This is a genomic window from Streptomyces sp. WMMC500, assembly GCF_027497195.1.
Classification (GTDB): Bacteria; Actinomycetota; Actinomycetes; order Streptomycetales; family Streptomycetaceae; genus Streptomyces.
Window position 1 is genome coordinate 6,392,307 of the sequence record NZ_CP114905.1, and the last position, 17,104, is coordinate 6,409,410.

A 17,104-nucleotide genomic window follows, 5' to 3' on the forward strand; every position below is an offset into this window, starting at 1 on the left:
CCCGCCGCTGCCGCTGCCGCTGCCGCCGATGTTCGCCGCGCGGTCGATCCCCCACGGCGCGAGGTGCGTTCATGACCGACACCGCCCCGTCCAAGACCCCCGCCGCCGGCCCGTCCGCGAGGACGCCCCGCTTCGCCGCCGCCCGCCGCTTCGCCCGCTCACGCTCCGCGCTCGCCGGCGCCGCCGGGCTGCTGCTGCTCGTGCTCCTCGCCCTCCTCGCCCCCTGGGTCGCCCCCTTCGACCCCAACGAGCAGGGCGCCGACAACCTCCTCGGCCCCTCCGCCACCCACCTCCTCGGCACCGACGAACTCGGCCGCGACATCGCCTCCCGCGTCATCCACGGCACCCGCGCCTCGCTCCTCGTCGGCTTCGGCGCCGCCGCCCTCGGCGCGCTCGTCGGCGTCCCGCTCGGCCTCGTCGCCGGCTACGTCGGGCGCTGGGCCGACGCCGTCGCCATGCGGCTGACCGACCTGATGCTCGCCGTGCCCGGCATCCTGCTCGCGCTCGTCATCATCGCCGTCCTCGGCCCCGGCCGGCTGAACCTCATCCTGGCCATCGGCATCGGAGCCGTACCGGAGTTCGCCCGGCTCACCCGCGCCGCGACGCTCTCCATCCGGGAGCGCGACTTCGTCGTCGCCTCCCGCGGCATGGGCGCGCCGGCCGCCGACACCATGGTCCGTACCGTGCTCCCGAACGTCCTCGGCCCCATCCTCGTCCAGCTCGTCGTCACCGCCTCCCTCGCGGTCGTCGTCGAGTCCGGCCTCAGCCTTCTCGGCCTCGGCACCCCGCCGCCCGCGCCCTCGTGGGGCGGGATGCTCCAGGAGGCCCGCTCGTACCTGCACCAGAGCCCCTGGTACGGCGTCTTCCCCGGGCTCTGCCTGGCGTTCACCGTCTTCTGCCTCGACCGGGTGGGCCGCGGGCTGCAACGGGCCTACGGCACGGCCGTGTCGAGCGGCGCACGGGAGGGGACGGTCTAGATGTACGCGTACGTCATCCGGCGGCTGCTGCAGTTCGCCCTGGTGCTGTTCCTCGGCTCCGTCGCCGTCTGGGCGTTCGTCTTCGCGCTGCCCGGCGACCCCGCGACGGTCCTCACCGGCCCCGACGCCGCCCCCGCGGAACTGGCCGCCACCCGCGAGCGGCTCGGCCTGGACGACTCGGTGGCGCGGCAGTACGTCACCTGGCTCGGCAACGCCGTCACCGGCGACCTCGGCGACTCCTACTTCTCCGCCGAGACCGTCCGTTCCACGCTCCTCGACACCGTCCCCGCCACCGGGCAGCTCGCCGCGTTCGCCATGGCGCTCACCCTGCTCATCGGCATCCCCGTCGGCACCGTCGTCGCGCTGCGCCCCCGCTCGTGGGCCGGCCGCGCCGCCGACGCGTACCTCACCGCCGGGCTCGCGATCCCCGCCTTCTGGCTCGGCCTGCTGCTCATCATCGTCTTCGCCGTGCAGCTCGGCGCGCTCCCCGCGGCCAGCGACTACGTGCCGCTGTTCAGCGACCCGGTGGGTGCGCTGCGGGCCACGATCCTGCCCGCGCTCGCCGTCGCCGTGCACGCCTCCAGCGTGCTCGCCCGCTTCCTGGCCGCCTCGCTGCGCGAGGTGATGGGCCGGGACTACATCCGCACCGCGCGCGCCAAGGGCGTGCCGGAGCGGTACGTCGTACGCCGGCACGCGCTGCGCAACGCCGCGCTGCCGACCGTCACCGTCGTCGGCATCCAGCTCGGCGGCTTCCTCGGCGGCACCGTCGTCATCGAGGCGGTCTTCAACTACCCGGGCCTCGGCCGGCTCCTCTACACCTCGATCGGCGAGCGCGACTACGCCGTCGTGCAGGGCGGCGTGCTCTTCGTCGTGGCCGCGTTCCTCTGTCTCAACCTGCTGGTCGACGTCCTCTACGCCTACCTGGACCCGCGGATCCGGCTCGCCTGACCCGCCCCACCGACTCCGACTCCTGAAGGACCCCGCTCCACCGACACCCGCGCACGCCCTACACCAAAGGAGTCCCGCCATGGCACGACCCGCGCCACGGCTCAGCCGGCGTTCCCTGCTCAAGGCCGCCGGTCTGACGGGAGCCGGCACGCTGGCCGGAGTACCGCTGCTGACCGCCTGCGGCGAGGGCAGCACGTCCGGCGGCGCGTCCGGCCGGCTGACCCTCGGCACCACGCAGATCATGCAGTTCGACCCGTACCAGACGAACACCGCCCTGCACATCCATGCCTTCTACGCCTACCTCCTCGACTACACGGACGACTACACGGCCACGCCCGCGGCGGCCTCGAAGTGGGAGTTCGCCGACGACAAGAAGTCCGTGACCGTGACGCTGCGGAAGAGCGAGTTCCACTCCGGCCAGGCGGTCACCGCCGCCGACGTCGTCGCCGGCGTCGAGCGCGCCAAGGACCCCGAGGCGGGGTTCACGCTGGCCGCGACGACCGCGTTCATCGACCGCGCCACCGCCGAGGACGACCGCACCGTACGGCTGGACTTCGCCGAGGCCGTGCCGGACGAGCTGGTCCTGGACTGGATGTTCGCCTTCCCGCTGGTCCCGGCGAAGCGGAACGAGGTCGCGGTGCTGGAGAAGGAGCCGGCCGGCTCGGGACCGTTCCTGCTGGAGGACTTCCGCCGGGACCGGCTGCTGCGGCTGAGGAAGAACCCGGACTACTGGAACAGCGGCGAGCCGCGGCTGGACGAGGTCGAGTTCCGCTTCTTCCGCGACGAGGAGTCCCTCGTCAGCGCGCTGGAGTCGGGCGACCTCGACGGCGCGCTGTACCTGTCGCTGCGCAACGCCGACCGGCTGCGCGACCGCTTCAAGCTGGTCCAGGGCGCCGGGCGGATGGACCTCTTCTTCATGAACGGCGCCAGGCCGCCCTTCGACGACAAGAAGGTGCGCCAGGCCCTCGCCCGCGCCATCGACCGCGAACGGATCATCGACCAGGTCCGCTTCGGCCTCGGCGAGCCCGTCTACACCGCGTTCATGCCGGAGTCCCCGGCGTTCGACCCCGCCTACCTCGACTCCCACGGCTTCGACCTCGACGCCGCGGAGAAGATGCTGGACGCCGCCGGCGGGCCGCGCAAGGCGACCGCCGCGTTCGGCCCCGAGCCCGGCGCCAAGGACATCGTGCAGGCCATCCAGGCGGACTTCGAGAAGATCGGCTTCGAGCTGACGCTCCAGCCGATGGAGGAGACGGCGTTCCTCGACGCGCTGTTCGCCGGCGAGCTGGAGTGCTGCATCGCCGCGCAGCCGAACAACCTGCAGAGCCCGTCGCTGATCTCCCGCGGGCGGCAGATGCTGACCACCGAGGACAACGTGATGATGGGCGCGAGCGTGCCCGCCCGCTACGCCGCCGCCGTCGAGGCGAGCCGCACGGCGCTCACGCCCGACGCGCAGACCACGGCGTACGCGGAGCTGAACGCGGTGCTCGTCGACGAGGCGTGGGTCGTGGGGATCGCCACGCGGCCCTCGCTGGCGGCGCTGGAGAAGAACGTCAGCGGCTACGCGGTCGACAAGCGCGACTTCCTCGACCTCACGCACACGCGCACCGCCTAGCGGCGGGCGGCGGGTGGTTGGTGGTTGGCGGTGGGCGCCTGGCCGGTGGCCGGTGGCCGTGGGGTGGCCGGGTGGCCGGGTGGCCGGTGGCCGGGTGGTCGGCGGGCGGTTGGTGGTAGGGGCCTCGCGCCTGGCCGGTGGCCGGTCGCCGGTGGCCGGTGGTCGGCGAGCGGTGGTCGGCGGGCGGTTGGTGGTACGCGCCTGGCGCCTGGCCGGTGGCCGGTGGTCGGTCTGCGGTGGACGCGGGGCGCTGGACGTGCCCGGGCGTCGGCGGCGCACCGGGCGCCGCCGGCCTCGCCGCCGCCCGGCCACCGTCCCGCCCGCCACGCGGCGCCGCCCGGTCACGGCTGTTCGGCCCGTCCGCCGACCTTCGTCCGCCCGTGTGCCCGCCCGTCCGCCCTGTCCGTCCGTCCACCTGTCCGGCGTCCGTCCCCCCACCGAGCCTGTCCGCCCCGCCTGCCCGCCCCGCCCGCCGCGCCAGTCTGTCCGTCCTGCCCGTCTCGCCCTCCCGTCTGCCCGCCCCTCCGCGCCGCCGCGCGACCCGCCCCGCCCCGCCCTCCTGCCCGTCCGCGTCGCCGCGACCCGACCCGTCCTGCCCGCCCGTCCCCGCCGGCCCTCCGCGGCCCGCGCCCGCACACCCGGCCCCGATCCTCCGAGAGAGGTCTCGTATGAAAGCGCTCGACTACGCCGCCGCCCCCGTGATGAACCTGCTCACCGCGGTGTTCACCCCCTTCCGCCCCGACGGCGGCCTCGACCTGGAGACCGTCGGCAAGCAGGCGGACGCGGTGGCGGCCTGGGGCTGCCCGGCGGTGTACGTCGGGGGGACCGCCGGCGAGGGGGCGTCGCTCACCACCGCGGAGCGGATGGCGCTGCTGGAGCGGTGGTGCGCGGTGGCGGAGGGGCGGATGGACGTCATCGCGCACGTCGGCCACACCAGCCTCGCCGAGGCCCAGGTCCTGGCCGCCCACGCCGAGGCGAGCGGCGCCCGCGCGGTCTCCGCCGTCCCGCCGTACTTCCACCGGCCCCGGGACGCCGCCGCGCTCACGGACTTCCTCGCCCCGCTGGCCGCCGCGGCGCCCCGACTGCCGTTCATCTACTACCACATACCGTCCGTCACCGGGGTGCAGGTGCCGGCCAGCGAGTTCCTCACGGAGGCCGCCCGGCGCATCCCGACCTTCGCCGGCATCAAGTACGCGGACAACGACCTGGCCGACTTCCAGCGCTGTCTGGAACGGGCCGGGGACACGTACGAGATGTACTTCGGCAGCGCCCGGCTGCTACTGGCCGCCGCCGGGGTCGGGGCGCGCGCCGCGATCGGCTCCGCGTACAACTTCGCCGCCCCCGTCTACCTGCGGCTCATCCGCCACCTCGAACGCGGCGAGACCGACCGGGCGCGCGCCTGCCAACTCCTCGCCCAGGCCGCCATCGACGCTGCCTCCCGGCACGCCGGCGAGCTGCCGGGCTTCAAGGCGGCGACCCGCCTCGCGGGCGTGGACTGCGGTCCGTGCCGGGAGCCGCTGGGCACCCTCGACGACGCCCAGCTCGCCGCCCTGCGCGCCGACTTCGACCGCATCGGCTTCCCGGACGGGCGGCCCGCGTGACCGCGCCGCCCCCCGCGCCGCAAACCTCGCCGCCAGGGCGCTGTGCCGGCGGCAGGCCCAACGTGCTGGTCATCCAGGCCGACCAGTACCGCTGGGACTGTCTCGGCGCCGCCGGTCACCCCGACGTCCGCACCCCCGCCCTCGACCGGCTCGCCGCCGACGGGGTCCGGCACACCGAGGCGTACTGCCCGTACCCCGTCTGCACCCCCTCCCGCTACGCCCTCCTCAGCGGCCTCTACGCCCACCAGCACGGCGCCTGGACGAACCACAGCACCCTCGACACCGCCCTCGGCACCTTCCCCCGCGCCCTGCGCCGCGCCGGCTACCGCACCGCCGCCGTCGGCAAGATGCACTTCACCCCGACCTACCTCGACGTCGGCTACGACCGCCTGCACCTCGCCGAGCAGCACGGCCCCGGCCGCTACGACGACGACTACCACCGCGAGCTGCGCGCCGCCGGCCTCGCCGACGTCGTCGACCTCCTCGACCAGGAACTCGCGCTCCGCCCCCAGGCGCCGCCGGGCTACCGGGCCACGTACGGCACCGGCCGCTCCGACCTTCCCGAGGAGTGGCACTCCACCACCTGGATCGGCGAGCGCGCCCTGCGCGAGCTTGAGGAGTGGGACGACGGCGGCGGGCAGCTTCTGCACGTCTCGTTCGTCAAACCCCACCACCCCTTCGATCCGCCCGCACCCTGGGACACGCTCCACGACCCGGCCGCGCTCACGCTCCCGCCGGGCTGGACCCCCGCGATCCCCGACGCCGATCTGCCGCACGCGCGCGCGTACTTCGACTACGGCCCGCTGACCGAGCCCGTGCTGCGCACCGTCCTCGCGCACTACTACGGCGCCATCGCCCAGCTCGACCACCACGTCGGCCGGCTGCTGGGCGCGCTGCGCCGGCGCGGGCTCTACGACGACACCCTCGTGCTGTTCACCTCCGACCACGGCGAGTACCTGGGCTTCCACCACCTGCTGCTCAAGGACGGCCCGATGTACGACCCGCTGGTGCGGGTGCCGCTGCTGGTCAAGTACCCGGCCGCGGCCCGCGGCGGCGACCGGCGCGGGGAGGTGAGCGCCACCCCGGCCTCGCTGGTCGACGTGGCCCCCACGGTGCTCGCCGCCTGCGGCGCCGCCGGACCCGGCGACCTGCCGGGGCGCGACCTCGCGGGGCCGGGCGCGGGGCCCCGGTACGTCTTCGCCGAGGACCGCCGGCGCGGCCGGGTGCTCATGGCCCGCTCCCGTACGCACAAGCTGCTGCTGGCCGCCGATCCGGCGGAGGACGCGCTGTACGACCTGGCGTCCGATCCGTACGAGCTCACCGACCGGCTCGCCGACCCCGCCTGCGCGGACGCCGCCGCCGAGCTGCGCGAGGCGCTGTGGCGCTGGGCGGTGTTCGACACCCCGGTGCCGGCGCGCCTCGACGAGAACGCCCCCCGCGTCGCCGGTGCCCCGGGCCCCGCCGCGGCGACCGGCGGCGATCCGCGCGCCGCACCCCGCGCGCACGACGCGGCGGCCGTCCGCCGCGCCCTCGACGCCGGCGGCCCCGCCGCCTGGGCCCCCTCCCGCTCCGCCTCCTCCGGTGACACCCACCCCTGAAGGGAGCACCATGTCCGCACCGCCCCGCCCGTCCGCCCCCCAACCCCGCCGCGGCCGGGGGCCGTTCCGCGCCGCCGGGCCCGCCGCCTGCGCCCTGCTGCTGGCCGGTGCCGTCCCCGCCGCCGCCCTGCCCGCGGCGCAGGCACCGGACGCCGCCGCCGGATCCGGGTCCCGGCCCACGGCGCGCATCGCGTACTCCACCGTCTTCGAGCGCGGTGAGGACGGCTACCACTCCTTCCGCATCCCCGCCGTCGTCGAGGCCGCCGACGGCACGCTCCTCGCCTTCGCCGAGGGCCGGGTGGCCGGCGCGGGCGACGACGGCGACATCGACCTCGTGCTCAAGCGGTCCCCGGACGGCGGCCGTACGTGGGGCGAGCTGGACGTCGTGGCCGACGACGGCGGCAACAAGTTCGGCAACCCCGTGCCGGTCGTGGACCGCGCCACCGGCCGCGTCCTGCTCAACACCACCCGCACCGGCGGCGGCGTCTCCGGCCAGGACGTCATCTGCGGCCGGGCGACGGCCGAGGAGACCCGGCGCTCGTTCGTCCAGCACAGCGACGACCACGGCGCCACCTGGTCCGACCCGCGGGAGATCACCGCCGACGTCAAGCGGCCCGAGTGGCGGCACTTCGTCGGCGGGCCCGGCCACGGCACCCAGCTCACCCGCGGCGCGCACGCCGGCCGCCTCGTCATCCCCGGCAACCACTCCCGCGCCCCCGAACCCGGCGGCGCCTGCCCCGACGACCGCCTCTTCGGCGGCCACGCCCTCTACAGCGACGACGGGGGTGGCACCTGGCACCTCGGCGGCGTCGACGAGGTCACCGACGGCACCGTCATCCCCAACGAGACCTCCGCCACCGAACTCTCCGACGGCACCGTCTACTTCAACACCCGCGACCAGCACGGCAGCAGCCCCGGCGCGCGCGCCGCCACCGTCAGCGGCGACGGCGGCGCCACCTTCGACGCCCCGTACCGCGAGGTGCCCGACCTCCTCGCGCCCGTCGTCCAGGGCGCCGTGCTCACGCTCCCGGCCGCCTCCGACCCGGCCGGGCGGCTGGTGTTCTCCGCGCCCCGGCACGCCACCGCGCGCGAGAACCTCACCCTGCGCACCAGCCGCGACGACGGCGCCGCCTGGCGGGAGGGACCGCAGGTCCACGACGGCCCGGCCGGCTACTCCGACCTCGTACCGGCCGCCGGCGGCGTCGGCGTGCTCTACGAGAACGGCGACCGCACGCCGACCGGCGACGGCCTGCTCCCGTACCACCGGCGGATCACCTACGCGCACGTGCCCGCCCGGCTGCTGAGCACCCCGCCGCCGCGGCCCTCGACCACGCCCGACGCCTCAGGACACCGCCACCACTCCGTCGTCAGCGGCAGCCCGGAGCGGGTCCGCGGGGTCTCCGGTCGCGCCCTGGAGCTGTCCGGTGACTACGTCGAAACCCCGCTGACCGGCGAACTCGCCTTCGACGAGGGACCGTTCACCGCCGCCGCCTGGTTCCGCAGCACCGAGCGGGAGCAGCAGCAGGCCGTGCTCTGGGCGCACTCCGAGGAGGCGGCGGACGCCAAGTGGTGGATCCGGCTGGAGCCGGACCAGAACCGCATCCGCGGCCACGTGAACACCGGCTCCCAGAACACCTTCGTCTCCGCCCCCGGCGACTTCGCCGACGGCGAGTGGCACCACGTCGCGCTCACCCGCGACGACACGGGCATCACTCTCTACGTGGACGGCGCGCCCGCCGCCGCCTCCGGCCCGGTCGCGGGCTCGGTCTCCGCGGACGCCCGCACCGGCATCCGGGCCGGCGCGCGCGTCAACGGCATCAACAATCCGCTCGTCGGCGCCGTGGACGAGGTGTGGCTGTTCGACCGCGCCCTCGACGCCGCGCAGACCGAGCGGCTCGCGGCGGACAACCGCCCGCCGCGGGGCGCGGCCGTGCTGCACCTGCCGCTGGAGACGGTCCGCCGCGGCTAGCGCCCCGCGCGCGGGGCCCGTCTTCCGCCCCCTCGGCTCGCACGGAAAAAGCGAGTCGGGAGGGGGGTACGGGCCCCAGCTCTTGCGTTTTCCGGGGCCCGTTACAGTGAAATCGCCCGTTGCGGGTACTGTGACGTATGGCACGAAAGCGTGTCGCCACGACTGCCGGGCCCGTGATCGGGTAGCGGCGGGCGTGACCAGCCGTCGACCGAGGAGGACCCGCGGTGGCCGCTCCCGCTCCGTACGAAGTCAGCCACGCCCTGCACCTCAAACCCGTCGAGGGCGCCGACCCCGACTACGGCCTGGCCGGTGCCTGCTCCTGCGCCGAGCTGCCGCTGACCAGCGAACCCCCGCTGGCCGCGGGCACCCCGCTGACCAGCGAGCCGCCGCTCGCCGCCGACGACAACCTCATCAGCGAGCCGTTGCCGCCCGTTCACTTCACGTGACGGCCTGCTGACGGCGCGCGGCAGCCGCAGTACGATCAGCCTGCCGGCTCACCCCGGCGGCGACCCTCCGGGGCCCGCGACCTGTTACGTGGGTGAGTCCGGAGCCGATGACGTCGCATACCACCTGGGGGTGGCATGTCTCTGGCGCGGTTAGCTGCGCTGCACGGAGTCGCGGTCAGTCACGAACACACACCGGGCCGCGCCCTCCCCGTCCCCGAGGACACTCTCGTCGCCGTCCTCGCCGCACTCGGCGTGGACGCCTCGGGGCCCACCGCCGTCGCGGAAGCGCTCGCGGCGTACGAGAAGGCCGAGCGGGACCGCCTCCTGCCCGCGGCCGTCGTGCCACCCGCCGGCACCCGCCTCGACCTCGACCCGCTGCCCGACGGCACCGAGACCGCGCTGACCGGTGAGGACGGCGACGCGCTCGACCCGCGCGCCCCGCTCCCCCTCGGCGTGCACACCCTCACCGCCACCGCCCCCGACGGGCGCACCGGCCGGGCCACCGTCATCGCCGCTCCCACGCGCGTGCCGCAGCCGCGGCGGCGCGGCGCGGGGCTCGCGCTCCCGCTGCCCGCGCTGCTGTCCGGCCGCTCCTGGGGCATGGGCGACCTCGGCGACCTCGCCGAGCTGGCGGCCTGGTCCGCGCGCACCCACGGCATGGACTTCGTGCAACTGGCGCCGCTGCACGCCGCCGTGCCCGGCGCCGCGGGGCGGCCCGCGGACCCGTCCCCGTACCGGCCCTCCTCGCGGCGCTTCGCCGACCCCGTGCACCTGCGGATCGAGGACATACCGGAGTACCGCTACCTCGCCCCCGCCGACCGCGCCCAGGCCGACGAACTCGCCGGCCGCGCCGCCGCGCTGCGCGAGAAGGTACGCGCCAAGGGCGGGCTCATCGACCGCGACGAGGTGTGGCGGCTCAAGCGCGCCGCGCTGGAACTGCTGCGCCGCGTCGAGCTGACGCCCGGCCGGCGCGTCGCGTACCACCACTTCCTCGCCGAACAGGGCCAGCCGCTCGACGACTACGCCGCCTGGTGCGCGCTGGCCGAGATCCACGGCCCCGACTGGCGCTCCTGGCCCGGCGGCCTCGCCGACCCGCGCTCCACCGCCACCACCCGGGCCCGGCACGACCTGCTCGACCGCATCGACTTCCACTGCCGGCTCGCCTGGCTCACCGACAACCAGCTCTGGCGCGCCCAGCGGATCGCCCGGGACGCGGGCATGGCCGTCGGCGTCGTGCACGACCTGGCGGCCGGCGTGCACCCCTCGGGCGCCGACGCCTGGGCGGAGCAGTCCGTCCTCGCCGCCGGCTGCACCGCCGGCGACCCGCCGGACGCCCGCGACCCCCGCGGTACGGACCGGGGCGTGCCGCCGTGGCGGCCCGACAAGCTGGCGGCCGCGGGCTACGGCCCGTACCGCTCGGTGCTGCGCGCCGCGCTGCGGCGGGCGGGGGCGCTGCGCATCGGGCACGTGAGCGGGCTGTTCCGGCAGTGGTGGGTGCCGGCGGGCCGGGCGCCGGCGGAGGGCACGTACGTCGCGTACGACGCGGCGGCGATGCTCGGCGTGCTGGCGCTGGAGGCGCACCGGGCGGGCACGCCGGTGATCGGCGAGGACCCGGGCGGCGACCCGGCCGACGGCGGCGTACGGGACGCGCTGGCGGTGCGCGGCGTGCTGGGCACGTCTGTGTTGTGGACGCAGCGGACCCAGCGCGAGGCGGCGCCGGAGACCGTCGCGGGCGTTCCGTGCCCGCGGCCGCCGGAGGTCTGGCGGGCCGACGCGCTGGCCGCGGTCACCGGCCCCGACCTGCCGCCCACCGCGGCCCGGATCAGCGGCGCACACCTGGCGCTCCGCCACGAACTCGGCCTCCTCGACGCCCCGCTGCCCGCCGCCCGCGTCGCCGACGCGGTCGAGGTCGGCACGTGGCTCGACCTGCTCGAACGGCTCCGGCTGCTGCCCGGCGGACGGGCCGACGAGGCGTCCGTCATCACCGGCCTGTACCGCCTCCTCGCCCGCAGCCCCGCGCGGCTCGTCGCCGTCTGGCTGCCGGACGCGGCCGGCGACCGCCGGCCGCAGCACGTGCCGGGCGCGGGCGCGGAGTACCCCGGCTGGAAGCTGCCGGTCGCCGATCCGGACGGCCGCACGCTGCTCTTCGAGGAACTGGCCGACGCGCCGCGCACGCACCGGTTGCTGGCGGAGGTGGTGCGCGAACTCGGCGGCGGGGACGACGCGGACCCGGACGCTCCCGACGGAGAGCAGTCCGGCGGCGAGCAGTCCGGTGAGCGGGAGTCCGGCGGCGAGGAGTCCGGTGGGGAGGACTCGCGCGCGGAGACCCGCGCCGCCTCCGGGCGTACGAGCGGGGAGGCGCCCCGTGCGTAGAGGCGCCCGTTCCGTCGGCACGGGAGCCGCGGCCGTCGCCCTCACCGCCACCGCCCTGCTGCCGGCCGCCGGCGAGACCGCGTCCGCCGCCGACGAGTGCACCCGGCCGGTCGAGCCCGCCTCCCTGATGGCCGTCGAGGACTGCGACAGCCCGGAGCGCATCCTCGCCAAGGCCGCCCACATCGTGCCCACCCGCGGCCAGCTCGCCTGGCAGCGGCGCGAGGTGACCGCCTTCACCCACTTCGGCATGAACACCCTCACCGACCGCGAGTGGGGCTCGGGCGCGGAGGACCCGGCGCTCTTCGACCCGGGCCGCGTCGACGTCGCCCAGTGGATGCGTACGTACCGGGCGATGGGCGCCGAGATGGCCATGCTCACCGCCAAGCACCACGACGGCTTCAACCTCTACCCGACGCGCTACTCCGACCACTCCGTGGCCGCCAGCCCGCACAGCCGCGACCTCCTCGGCACGTACGTCAGGGAGGCCCGCAAGGCGGGCCTCGGCGTGGGCGTCTACCTCTCCCCGTCCGACGGCTCGGAGCTGCCGCACGCCTGGCACGCCGGCTGGCTGGACCGGCTGCGCGCGAAGCAGGAGGCGGGCGAGCCGCTGACGAGCGTCGAGCGCACCGCGCTCGCCGACGGCGGCCCGCCCTCGGGCCACGGCCGCTACGGCAACGGCAGCCCGGTGCGCACGCACACCATCCCCACCCTCGTCGAGGGCGACGACCGCGCCGACGACGTCGCCGCCGGGCGGCTGCCCACGTTCACGGTGCGCGCGAACGACTACGACGCCTACTACCTGAACCAGGTCTACGAGCTGTTCACCGAGTACGGCCCCATCGACGAGCTGTGGCTCGACGGCGCCAACCCGTGGCGGGACGCGGGCATCGCGCAGGAGTACGGCTTCCGGCAGTGGTACGAGCTGATCCACGCGCTCTCCCCGGACACCGTCGTCTTCCAGGGCCCGCTGGGCATCCGCTGGGTCGGCAACGAGCGCGGCGTCGCCCGCGAGACCGAGTGGAGCGTCACCCCGCACACCGTCGACCCCCGGTCCACGCACGGGGCGCTGCCCAGCGACTCCACCGACCCCGACATCGGCTCGCGCGACAGGCTGCTGGCCGACGGGGTGCGGTACCTCCAGTGGTATCCGGCGGAGGCCGACGTCTCCAACCGCCCCGGCTGGTTCCACCACCCCGGCGAGCGGCCGAAGACCGCGGACGAGCTGTTCGCGCTGTACGAGCAGAGCGTCGGCCGCAACGCTCCGCTGCTGCTCAACGTGCCGCCCGCGCGCGACGGCCGGATCGCCCCCGAGGACGTACGCGAACTGCGTGCCTTCGGGGACCGGGTGCGCGCGGTCTACGGCGCGGACGTGCTCGACCGGCGCGGGCCGCAGACGTTCGACCGGGTCCGGCTGGCGGAGGACGTTCGGCACGGCCAGCGCGTCGAGCGGTTCGCGGTGGAGGCGCGGGATCCGGCGACGGGGGAGTGGCGGGAGATCGCGGCGGGCACGACGATCGGCGCGTACCGGATCCTGCCGCTGGCCGCGCCGGTGACGGCGGAGAAGCTGCGGGTGCGCGTGGACGAGGCGCGGGGCGAGCCGCGGCTGCTGCCGGTCACGGCGCATCTGAGCACCGCCGGGGGCCCGTAGCACCTTAGGCGACCCCGGGCGCGCGGACGGCGGCGGTGTTCGCTACGGTTTGAGCGTGGACAGGAAGAAGACCCTGCGCGCCGGTGCACTCGCCGCCGGGACGGCGCTGATGATGCTGATGTCGTCCCCCGCCGCCTCCGCGCTCAACCGCGACGACGGCGACGACCCGGGCCCCGGGCTGAGCGTCGCGGAGACCCTCGGTCTCTTCGTGCTCACCCCGCTGGTGGCCTTCGCGGTGATCGCCGGTCTGGTGGTCGCGGCGGAGCGGAAGAAGAGCTGACGGCCGCCCGACGCGGCGCGCAGGCGCCTGCCCCGCAGCCGGGGCAGGCGCTTTTGGCGCGCGTACGGGCGCGGACGTGACCGGCGTGACCGGGGCCGGGCGCCTCGGCACCCGGCCCCGCCGCCCGCTCAGGCGAAGTCCGGCATCTCGCCGACCGTGCGGTTGACGTTGATCACGGTGAACGACGCGCCCTGCGGGTCCTGAAGGGTCGCCATCCGCCCGAACGGCGAGTCCTGCGGCCCGAACGTCACGTTGCCGCCGTGCCGCCGCGTCGTCTCCACGGCACGGTCGCAGTCCTCCACGGCGAAGCAGACGCCCACGTGCGGGGGCGTCCCGGCGGGGAAGACGTCGCCGCTCATCTGCGCCCGGCCCAGCAGCGGGTCGCCGTCACCGACGCTCCACACGGCGTAGTCCATGGTGTCGTCCTGCATCTTGCGCACCCGGTAGCCGAAGACCTCGGGGAAGAAGGCGTCGGCGTGCTCGGGGTTGCGGGTGTCGACCTCGGCCCAGCAGAACGTGCCGGGCTCGCCGATCGCGGCGAAGCCCTCGTGGCTGCCCGGCTCCCACAGGCCGAACCGGATGCCGTCCGGGTCCTCGGCGATGGCCATCGTGCCGTACGGGCCGACCTCCATCGGGCCCGTGACGACCCGCCCGCCGTTCTCGCCGACGTGCTCGGCGGTGGCGTCGGCGTCGGGCGTGGCGAAGTAGAGCGTCCATTCCGCCCGGGCGTCCTGCTCCCCCGGCATCGGCGGCGCGAGGCCGGCGGCGACGCCGCTGTCCGCGGACGCCTGGGTGTAGTGCCCGGCGGCCTTGCCGCCGTCCTCGAAGGTCCAGCCGAAGACGTCGGCGTAGAAGCTCTTCGCGGCCTCGAGGTCGGGGAAGGTCGCGTCCGCCCAGCAGGGTGCGCCTTCGGGTCGTACGGTCATGATCGGTCGCCTCCTTTGAGGCTGGGGGGTATTGCGCGGATTCGTGCACTTCTCACGCTAGTCCCGTGACCCGCGGCTCGCGCGCGGACGGCTCGGGGACGGCTCCGGAGCGCGCACCCTCGCACGGGAAGCGACGCAGCGGTGCCGCGCCCTCGCCGTCGGTGACCGGCCCGGGCGGGCCGTCCGGCGCCGCCGGGCGCGCTGGCAGAATTGCGTCACGCATCCACCGCGTGACGCCGACCAGGAGGGACAGGAGCGTGCCGGACGAGACGTGTGCGGTCTGCGGCGGGCCGCTGCCGCCCCGCGCCGGCCGCCGGGGCCGCAGCACCGTCTACTGCTCCGCCGCCTGCCGCCAGCGCGCCTACCGCGGGCGCCGCGCCCCCGAGGCGGCCGGCTCCGTGCGGGACCTGATCTCGGACGTCGCCGCGCGCGCCGGGCGGCTCACGCCGCGGCCGCCGGAGACGTTCTACGCGGAGGTGACGGAGCTGTCGTCGTCGGTGGGGCGGCTGCGGCGCATCGCCCGTACGGCGCGGGACGCGGCGGCCGAAGGACCGGCCGCACCCGAAGACGGCGCCCCCGCACCGGACGGCGTCCCGCCCGGCACCGCCGGAGAAAGCTCCGCGCCCGCCGCCGGAGAAAGCTCCGCGCCCGCGGCCTCGGAAAACGTCACGCCGCGGCCCGTGACGAATGAGCCGGCGGAACCCCCGGACGACGCGGACTTCGCCGGCCTGATGGAGGCGTACCGCCGCGAACTGCAGGTCCACTGCTACCGGATGACCGGCTCGTACGACGAGTCGGAAGACCTCGTCCAGGAGACGTTCCTCAAGGCGTGGCGCCGCCGCGAGACCTACGAGGGCCGCGCCGCCGTACGCGCCTGGCTCTACCGCATCGCCACCAACACCTGCCTCGACCACCTCCGGCGCCACTCCCGCGCCCCCGCCCGCTACGAGCGGCTGCCCGGCATGGCCCACGGCGACGCCGAGCCGCCCACCCGTATCACCTGGCTCCAGCCCTACCCCGACGAACTGCTGGCCGACGTGCCCGCCGCCGACGCGGGGCCCGAGGCCCAGGCCGGCGCCCGGGAGACCGTCGACCTGGTCTTCCTCGCGGCGCTCCAGCACCTGCCGCCGCGCCAGCGGGCCGTGTTCGTCCTCCGCGACGTCGTCGGCCTGCCCGCCGCGCAGACCGCCGGCCTGCTGGACCTGAGCACCGCCGCCGTGAACAGCGCCCTGCAGCGCGCCCGGCCCGCGCTGCGCGCGCACCTGCCCGCGGGCGGGCCCGCGGAGTGGACGCCGCTGAGGCCGCCGACGCGCGCGGAGCTGGCGGCCGTCGACCGGTACCGGGAGGCGGCCGAGCGGCTGGACATGGCGGCGATGGCGGCGGCGCTGACGGAGGACGCGAAGCTGACGATGCCGCCGAACCCCTTCTGGTTCGTCGGGCGGCAGACGATCGTGGACTTCGTCTCGCAGTCGCTCGATCCGGCCCTGCCCGCCTTCTTCGGCGACTGGCGGCATGTGCGGACCCGCGCCAACGGCCGCCCGGCGGTCGCCGGTTACGTGCGCCGGCCGGGCACGACGGTGTACCGGGCGCAGACGCTGGAGGTGCTGCGGGTGGCGGACGGGCGGATAGCCGAGATCACGACGTTCGAGCCGCATCTGCTGCCCGCGTTCGGGCTGCCGATGACGCTCTGACCCGGCGGGTCCTGCCGCACACGTGATGCTGCCGGATGTCGGCTACTTCCAGCAGCGCCTGCCCTGGGACGGTCGCCGCGCGGGGCCCGCGCCGGCGGGGAGCGATGACTGCCGCGGCCCGCGTACGTCTCAATGGCCGGCATCACACGATGACGACATCCGAGGAGCGACAATGCTGCTGCAGAACAAGAACGCGATCGTCTACGGCGCCGGCGGAAGCATCGGCGCCGCGGTGGCCCGCACCTTCGCCCGCGAGGGCGCCCGGGTCCACCTCGTCGGCCGGCACGCGGCGAACATCGAGGCGGTGGCGCGGGACATCACCGAGGCAGGCGGCACGGCCGACGCGGCGGTCGTCGACGCGCTGGACGAGCGCGCGGTGGAGGAGCACGCGGCCGGGGTGGCCGCCGAGGCGGGCTCCATCGACGTCAGCATCAACCTGATCACCCGCAACGACGTCCAGGGCACCCCGCTGGTCGACCTGTCCGTGGCCGACTACGTCTCCTGCGTCACCCGCGGCCTCACCACCAACTTCATCACCGCCCGCGCTGCGGGCACCCGCATGGCGGAGCAGGGCTCCGGCGTCATCCTGGCGCTCAACAGCGGCTCGTCCCACACCAGCCCGCTCATGGGCGGCACCTGCCCCGCGGACTCGGCGATCGACGCCCTCATCCGCTCCCTCGCCCAGGAACTGGGCCCCCGCGGCGTCCGCGCCGCGGGCCTGTGGGCCGCCGGCGTCCCGGAGAGCCTCACCCCGCAGAAGCTCGGCGCGGTCAACCCGGCGATGGCCACCCCGGAAGCCCTCCAGGGCGTCCTGGACACGCTGGACGACCTCCGCATGCTCCCGGCGTCCCCCCGCATCCAGGAGATCGCCGACCTGGCCGCCTTCCTCGCCTCCGACCGCGCGAACGCCGTCACCGGCACCTGGGTCAACGCCACGGCGATGTTCCCGAGCTGACGGTGGCCCGGGTGCCGGGCCGCCGGCCGGTTCTCGCGCCGGGCCGTGCGGCGGCTCGTGCCGTACGGGTGGGCCCC

13 protein-coding genes are annotated in these 17,104 nt (G+C 75.8%); 12 read left to right on the forward strand and 1 reads right to left on the reverse strand.

The window, feature by feature from the left end:
• Nucleotides 1-71: 71 nt before the first annotated feature.
• From O7599_RS27535 to O7599_RS27580, 10 genes are all read left to right on the forward strand, one after another.
• Nucleotides 72-977 (forward strand): ABC transporter permease, encoded by a 906-nt coding sequence (locus O7599_RS27535; protein WP_281618295.1) that lies wholly within the window; start codon nt 72-74, stop codon nt 975-977.
• Complete coding sequence (locus O7599_RS27540) at nt 978-1,925, forward strand: ABC transporter permease (protein WP_281618296.1); 948 nt, start codon at nt 978-980, stop codon at nt 1,923-1,925. It abuts the gene before it with no gap.
• Between the two features lie 79 nt (nt 1,926-2,004).
• A complete protein-coding gene (locus O7599_RS27545) occupies nt 2,005-3,540 on the forward strand; it encodes an ABC transporter substrate-binding protein (RefSeq protein WP_281618297.1) in 1,536 nt (511 codons plus the stop codon).
• A gap of 668 nt (nt 3,541-4,208) precedes the next feature.
• A complete protein-coding gene (locus O7599_RS27550) occupies nt 4,209-5,141 on the forward strand; it encodes a dihydrodipicolinate synthase family protein (protein WP_281618298.1) in 933 nt (310 codons plus the stop codon).
• A gap of 62 nt (nt 5,142-5,203) precedes the next feature.
• Nucleotides 5,204-6,739 (forward strand): sulfatase-like hydrolase/transferase, encoded by a 1,536-nt coding sequence (locus O7599_RS27555; protein WP_281618299.1) that lies wholly within the window; start codon nt 5,204-5,206, stop codon nt 6,737-6,739.
• A gap of 10 nt (nt 6,740-6,749) precedes the next feature.
• On the forward strand, nt 6,750-8,708 hold the full coding sequence (locus O7599_RS27560; RefSeq protein ID WP_281618300.1) for a sialidase family protein: 1,959 nt from the start codon (nt 6,750-6,752) through the stop codon (nt 8,706-8,708).
• A gap of 224 nt (nt 8,709-8,932) precedes the next feature.
• On the forward strand, nt 8,933-9,154 hold the full coding sequence (locus O7599_RS27565) for a hypothetical protein (RefSeq protein ID WP_281618301.1): 222 nt from the start codon (nt 8,933-8,935) through the stop codon (nt 9,152-9,154).
• Nucleotides 9,155-9,289: 135 nt separating this feature from the next.
• Nucleotides 9,290-11,527: a 4-alpha-glucanotransferase gene (locus O7599_RS27570; RefSeq protein ID WP_281618302.1), complete on the forward strand. Its 2,238-nt coding sequence runs from the start codon at nt 9,290-9,292 to the stop codon at nt 11,525-11,527.
• The gene (locus O7599_RS27575; RefSeq protein ID WP_281618303.1) at nt 11,520-13,175 is read left to right on the forward strand and encodes an alpha-L-fucosidase; all 1,656 of its coding nucleotides are present in this window, start codon (nt 11,520-11,522) and stop codon (nt 13,173-13,175) included. Before O7599_RS27570 ends, O7599_RS27575 begins: the two co-directional genes overlap by 8 nt.
• A gap of 55 nt (nt 13,176-13,230) precedes the next feature.
• Nucleotides 13,231-13,455, forward strand: coding sequence for a hypothetical protein (locus tag O7599_RS27580; RefSeq protein ID WP_281618304.1), 225 nt, complete (start codon nt 13,231-13,233; stop codon nt 13,453-13,455).
• Between the two features lie 128 nt (nt 13,456-13,583).
• Here O7599_RS27580 and O7599_RS27585 read toward each other — a convergent pair whose 3' ends face one another.
• A complete protein-coding gene (locus tag O7599_RS27585; protein WP_281618305.1) occupies nt 13,584-14,381 on the reverse strand; it encodes a VOC family protein in 798 nt (265 codons plus the stop codon).
• Between the two features lie 257 nt (nt 14,382-14,638).
• On the opposite strand from O7599_RS27585, the gene O7599_RS27590 reads away from it, so the two are divergent.
• Together O7599_RS27590 and O7599_RS27595 are read left to right on the forward strand one after the other, a co-directional pair.
• Nucleotides 14,639-16,072, forward strand: coding sequence for an RNA polymerase subunit sigma-70 (locus tag O7599_RS27590; RefSeq protein WP_281618306.1), 1,434 nt, complete (start codon nt 14,639-14,641; stop codon nt 16,070-16,072).
• 172 nt (nt 16,073-16,244) lie between these two features.
• Nucleotides 16,245-17,027, forward strand: a complete 783-nt coding sequence (locus O7599_RS27595; RefSeq protein WP_281618307.1) for an SDR family oxidoreductase — start codon at nt 16,245-16,247, stop codon at nt 17,025-17,027.
• Nucleotides 17,028-17,104: the final 77 nt, after the last annotated feature.